Origin of the sequence: Pseudomonas sp. HY13-MNA-CIBAN-0226, from assembly GCF_040310305.1 — a bacterium.
GTDB lineage: Bacteria > Pseudomonadota > Gammaproteobacteria > Pseudomonadales > Pseudomonadaceae > Aquipseudomonas > Aquipseudomonas gregormendelii.
Genome location: NZ_JBEOPS010000292.1, coordinates 1 through 268, shown reverse-complemented (window position 1 = coordinate 268; position 268 = coordinate 1). Strand labels below are relative to the sequence as shown.

1 protein-coding gene is annotated in these 268 nt (G+C 42.5%); it reads left to right on the top strand.

Annotated elements, in window-relative coordinates; all coding sequences use genetic code 11:
* Window positions 1-268: aldehyde dehydrogenase family protein (locus AAEZ05_RS28800; protein ID WP_350650011.1), on the top strand; the 268-nt coding region annotated here is incomplete at both ends.

Below are 268 nucleotides of genomic sequence, written 5' to 3'. Positions count from 1 at the left end.
GATTTAGGCAGTGGCTGGTATATTGAGCCGACTATTTTTGATGATGTTACAGCCGATATGACTTTGTTCAAGGAAGAAGTATTTGGTCCTTTGCTGGCGGTAACGAGTTTTGAGACCGAAGAAGAAGCCATCAAATTAGCCAATGAAACCAACTATGGACTCGCCGCTTCTTTTTATACACAGAACATCAAGCGCGCTTATCGTGTGGCATCGTCCATTAAAGCAGGTACTGTTTCAATCAACGGTTTTTCAGAAGGTGATATCACGA